This window comes from Arthrobacter sp. Dra40 (assembly GCF_059091905.1).
Genome location: NZ_JBNHHB010000305.1, coordinates 1 through 4955, shown reverse-complemented (window position 1 = coordinate 4955; position 4955 = coordinate 1). Strand labels below are relative to the sequence as shown.

At 65.3% G+C, this 4955-nt stretch carries 5 protein-coding genes and 1 pseudogene; all 6 read left to right on the top strand.

Translation table 11 applies throughout. The features are described from left to right. The coding region (gene dop / locus AC5RWT_RS34465) for a depupylase/deamidase Dop (protein ID WP_494084147.1) at positions 1 to 1463 on the top strand (1463 nt) is incomplete at its 5' end. Positions 1464 to 1507: 44 nt separating this feature from the next. After that, entirely contained in the window at positions 1508 to 1711 is a 204-nt protein-coding gene (locus AC5RWT_RS34460; protein ID WP_494084146.1) for a ubiquitin-like protein Pup, read from the top strand. A 3-nt stretch (positions 1712 to 1714) separates the two neighbouring features. Continuing rightward, positions 1715 to 2551 (top strand): proteasome subunit beta, encoded by an 837-nt coding sequence (gene prcB / locus AC5RWT_RS34455; RefSeq protein WP_494084145.1) that lies wholly within the window; start codon positions 1715 to 1717, stop codon positions 2549 to 2551. A gap of 2 nt (positions 2552 to 2553) precedes the next feature. Then, entirely contained in the window at positions 2554 to 3285 is a 732-nt protein-coding gene (gene prcA, locus AC5RWT_RS34450; protein ID WP_494084144.1) for a proteasome subunit alpha, read from the top strand. Between the two features lie 2 nt (positions 3286 to 3287). Then, positions 3288 to 4649, top strand: a complete 1362-nt coding sequence (pafA, locus tag AC5RWT_RS34445; RefSeq protein ID WP_493967611.1) for a Pup--protein ligase — start codon at positions 3288 to 3290, stop codon at positions 4647 to 4649. Positions 4650 to 4735: 86 nt separating this feature from the next. Then, positions 4736 to 4955 (top strand): annotated as a pseudogene (locus tag AC5RWT_RS34440) (hypothetical protein); the annotation flags it as partial.

Genomic DNA, 4955 nt, shown 5'->3' with positions numbered 1-4955 from the left:
GGGACTACACCGACGAGGAACCTTTGCACGACGCCCGCGGATTCGACGTGTCCCGCGACCAGGCGGACCCGTCACAGCTGACCGATGTGCCGCCGGTCCTCGACGCCGAGCAGATTGCGCTGGCCGGTGGCCGGGCGGCCGCCAACGACTTCTACAGCGACGAAACCTCCGGCGTGCTGATGAACATGGTGCTTGGCAACGGTGCCCGGCTGTACGTTGACCACGCCCACCCGGAGTATTCCTCGCCCGAGGTCACCAACCCGCTGGACGCGGTGCGCTGGGATAAGGCCGGTGACGCCGTCGTGCTCACAGCACTGCGCAGGATCGCCGCGACGCCGGGGTTCTCGCCGGTGAACCTGTACAAGAACAACACGGACAACAAATCGGTGTCCTACGGCGCGCATGAGAACTACCTGATGCCGCGCAGCTTGCCGTTCAACCGGATTGTGACCGGCCTGGTCCCGTTCTTCGTGTCCCGGCAGGTCGTCTGCGGGGCGGGCCGGGTGGGGCTGGGCACCAACGGGCGCACACCGGGCTACCAGATCAGCCAGCGCGCTGACTTCTTCGAGGCCGAGGTGGGACTGGAAACCACCATCCGCAGGCCCATTATCAACACCCGGGACGAACCGCACTCGGTGGCCGACAAATACCGTCGGCTGCATGTGATCATTGGCGACGCAAACCTCAGCGAGGTGTCGATCTTCCTGAAGATGGGCACCACCGCCGTGGTGCTGTCCATGATCGAACATGGCGAAGTTCCGGAGGTGCAGCTGGCCGAGCCGGTCCAGGCACTTCAGGCCATCAGCCATGATCCCACCCTGCAGCAAAAGGTCCCGCTCAAGGACGGCAGCATGGTGACCGGACTGGATCTGCAGGACATTTACCTGCAGGCCGCCGTGGAGCACTGCAGGCGGCACGGCACCGACACCGGCCAGACCGCAGAGGTGCTCCGCCGCTGGGCCTCGCTGCTGGACATACTGCGCCGCGATCCCATGGAGGCCGCCGACCAGTTGGATTGGGTGGCCAAGCTGAAGCTGCTGCAGGCCTACCGTGAGCGGGACCGCATGGAATGGGGCGACCCCAGGCTGGGTCTGATCGACCTGCAGTATGCCGACGTCCGGCCGGAGAAGGGCCTCTACCACCGGCTGGCCGCACGCGGCCGGATCCAGCGGCTGCTGTCCGACGGGCAGATCAAAGCCGCTGTGAACGAGCCGCCCGAAGACACCCGGGCCTACTTCCGGGGAAAGTGCATTCAGCATTTCCCCCGGGAGGTGGTGGGAGCGAGCTGGGACTCGGTGATCTTCGATCTTCCCGACCGGCGGCGGCTGCAGCGCATCCCCACCCGCGAGCCGCTGCGTGGCAACCGCGGGTTGACCGGCAGGCTCTTCGAGGAAGCCTCTACGGCAGAGGAATTCATTACGGCGTTGCTGGGCCCCGGCACCGAGCCGCGCGTGGCAACATAGGCAATGAGGACAGAGTCAACTGATCCCACCAGAAGGAGGCCGTCATGGCACCCCAGGACCGCAAAAACGCGGACTCCCGCCGCGAAGACGACGAGTACGACGACGAGCCCACGCCCGAGCCTGCCGCCGCTCCTGCCGCGCAGGCCGAGACCGAAGGCACCGATGATCTGCTCGATGAGATCGACGGCGTGCTGGAACAGAACGCGGAAGAATTTGTGCGCGGATTCGTGCAGAAGGGCGGGCAGTAGTTGATGGACATGCCCGCCGGTGGACCGGGTTCTGTTTTCGCCCAGATCTCCCACTCGGCCACCGCCTCCTTCAGCGAGTACCTGGCGCGCACCGCGCCGGATCTGCTGCCTGGCGTCCGCGGGGCCCCGCAGTTGCCGGCGGGTGCGGCGCCCATGGTGCCGCATGCCACGACGATCGTTGCGATGACGTTCGCCGGCGGCGTGCTGATGGCCGGTGACCGGCGGGCAACGATGGGCAACATGATCGCCAGCCGCCACATCGAAAAGGTGTTCCCGGCCGACTCCTATTCGGTACTGGGCATCGCGGGCACTGCCGGCATCGCCCTCGACATCACCCGGCTCTTCCAAGTGGAACTTGAGCACTACGAGAAGATCGAGGGCACGCTGCTGAGCCTGGAAGGCAAAGCGAACCGGCTGGGTGCGATGATCCGGTCCAATCTGCCGATGGCGATGCAGGGTCTGGCGGTCATTCCGGCGTTCGCCGGTTTCGACGCCGAACGCCGGGTGGGCCGGCTCTTTTCCTACGATGTGACCGGCGGGCGCTACGAGGAGCAAGAGCACCACAGCGTCGGGTCCGGGTCCGTCTTCGCCCGCGGAGCGCTGAAGAAACTTTGGCAGCCGAACCTGGAGGAGGCTGACGCTGTTCGCGTGGCCATCGAAGCCCTGTACGACGCCGCCGACGACGATTCGGCCACCGGCGGACCTGATGCAGTGCGGCAGGTGTGGCCGGTCGTCTACACGGTCAACGTCGCCGGTGCCCGGCGGATCCCCGAGCGCGAGCTTGCCGCGACCTCCGAAGCCGTCATCGGCGCACGCGCCGTCGCTGGACGGGAGGCCTGAGCATGACGCAGCAGTTCTATGTATCGCCCGAACAGCTGATGAAGGATCGGGCGGACTTCGCCCGGAAAGGGATCGCCCGCGGCCGTTCCGTGGTCGTGATCAGCTGCTCGGAGGGGATCGCGCTCGTCGCCGAAAACCCCTCGCCCTCGCTGCACAAGATCGGCGAAATCTACGACCGCATCGCTTTCGCGGCCGTCGGCAAATATAACGAGTTTGAAAGCCTGCGCCAGGCCGGCGTCCGCTACGCCGATGTGCGCGGCTACTCCTACGACCGGGAGGACGTCACCGGCCGCGGCCTGGCCAGCGTCTACGCGCAAAGCCTCGGCGCGGTCTTCACCGCCGACACGAAGCCGTTCGAAGTGGAGCTGGCCGTCGCCGAAGTCGGCGACACACCGGCCGAAGACCGGTTGTTCCGACTGACGTTCGACGGGTCCATCGCCGACGAACGCGGCTTCGTGGTCATGGGCGGGTCGGCAGAGGCCGTGGGCGAGAGGTTGCACGGCAACTGGACCGAGGGACGGGACTTCGCCGGTGCCGTGCGCGCGGCCGTTGACGCTTTGTCCGGCGGTACCGGAGAACAGAACGGCGGGCCGGCCAAGGAATTGCGGCCCGAGGGACTGGAAGTTGCCGTATTGGACCGCGACCCGCTCTCCAGCCGCGGAAGCCGGCGTGCTTTCCGCCGGTTGCTGACCGCTGAACTGACCGGAATCTTAGGCGAGGGAATGGACGGCTAGCCATGGACAGGCGGATCTTCGGGATCGAGACAGAGTTCGGCATTTCCTATTCGGCGCCGGATTCGCGCCCGCTCTCGCCCGAAGAGGTTGCCCGCTACCTCTTCCGCAAGGTGGTCACCTGGGGCCGGTCCTCCAACGTGTTCCTGACCAACGGGTCCCGGCTCTATCTGGACGTGGGTTCCCATCCCGAATACGCCACCGCCGAGTGTGACGACGTCGCCCAACTGGTGGCCCAGGACCGGGCAGGCGAGTTAATCCTCGAAGATCTCATGAACGAAGCCCAGGAGCGCCTGGCCCGGGAGGGCTTTGGCGGCAGGGTCTACCTGTTCAAGAACAACACCGACTCCGCCGGGAACTCCTACGGCAGCCATGAGAACTACCTGATCCCGCGCAAACTCGAGTTCTCCCGGCTGGCAGACATCCTGATCCCGTTCCTGGTGACCCGCCAGATCCTGGTGGGCGCCGGCAAGGTGCTCAAGACTCAGAACGGCTCCATTTACGCATTCTCCCAGCGTGCCGACCACATTTGGGAGGGCGTCTCGTCGGCCACCACCCGTTCGAGACCGATCATCAATACCCGGGACGAGCCGCACGCGGACGCGGAATATTACCGTCGGCTGCATGTCATCAATGGCGATTCCAACATGTCCGAGGCGACCACTATGCTCAAGGTCGGGACGGTGGATCTGCTGCTGCGGATGGTCGAAGCCGGCGTGATCATGCGCGATCTTCGGCTGGAAAATCCGATCCGCAGCATCCGGGACATCTCCCACGACCTGACCGGCCGCAGGCCGCTGAAACTGGCCAGCGGCCGGGAGATGTCCGCGCTGGCCATGCAGCAGGAATATCTGTCCAAAGCGCGCGGGTTCATCGAGGCCAACGGCGCACACAGCCCGCATGTGGAACGTATTCTCGATCTGTGGGAAAGGACCCTTGGCGCGGTCGAATCAGGCGACCACCGCGGAATCGAGCGAGAGATCGACTGGGCGATCAAGAAGCGCCTGATCAACCGGATTATGGACCGCCAATCCATCGACTTGGATTCCCCGCGCGTCGCGCAGGTGGACCTGACCTACCATGACATTTCCAGCCGGCGGGGCCTGTACCACTTGCTGCAGGCCCGCGGGGAGGTGGCCCGGGTCGTGGAGGAACAGGACGTCAAGAACGCTGTGGACCAGCCGCCGCAGACCACCCGGGCAAAACTACGGGGCGATTTTGTCCGTGCAGCACGGGAGAACGGCCGCGACTTCACCGTGGACTGGGTCCATCTGAAACTCAACGACCGGTCTCAGCAGACAATCCTCTGCAAGGACCCGTTCAAGAGCGAGGACCCGAGGGTCGAGGCGCTGCTCGCCACCTTGTGACAGGCACGGCGGGGCTCCTAGCAGATACCCAGATTTCTCTGCGAGAATGACCACTGCCCGCAAACTCCGCGATAAGAAAGTCGATTGTGCGCAAAATTCTTTCCATCCTCCTGCCGGCCGCCTTGCTCCTGACCGCATGCAGCGGCAACGACGGCTCCGGTTCGGACAGTTTGGACGACATCACCGTGACCTCCGGGGCCGAGGGTGCCGCACCCGAAGTCGACTTCTCCGCCCCGTTGGAACTGCCCGATTCCAGTGCTGAGGTCATCACCGAAGGGGAAGGCGAAGGTGCCGCCCAGGGCCAGT

Bases quoted from the DNA above. Each gene is read 5' to 3' on its own strand.
- AC5RWT_RS34460 (WP_494084146.1), top strand. From the start codon at position 1,508: ATGGCACCCCAGGACCGCAAAAACGCGGACTCCCGCCGCGAAGACGAC.
- pafA (WP_493967611.1), top strand. From the start codon at position 3,288: ATGGACAGGCGGATCTTCGGGATCGAGACAGAGTTCGGCATTTCCTAT.
- prcA (WP_494084144.1), top strand. From the start codon at position 2,554: ATGACGCAGCAGTTCTATGTATCGCCCGAACAGCTGATGAAGGATCGG.
- prcB (WP_494084145.1), top strand. From the start codon at position 1,715: ATGGACATGCCCGCCGGTGGACCGGGTTCTGTTTTCGCCCAGATCTCC.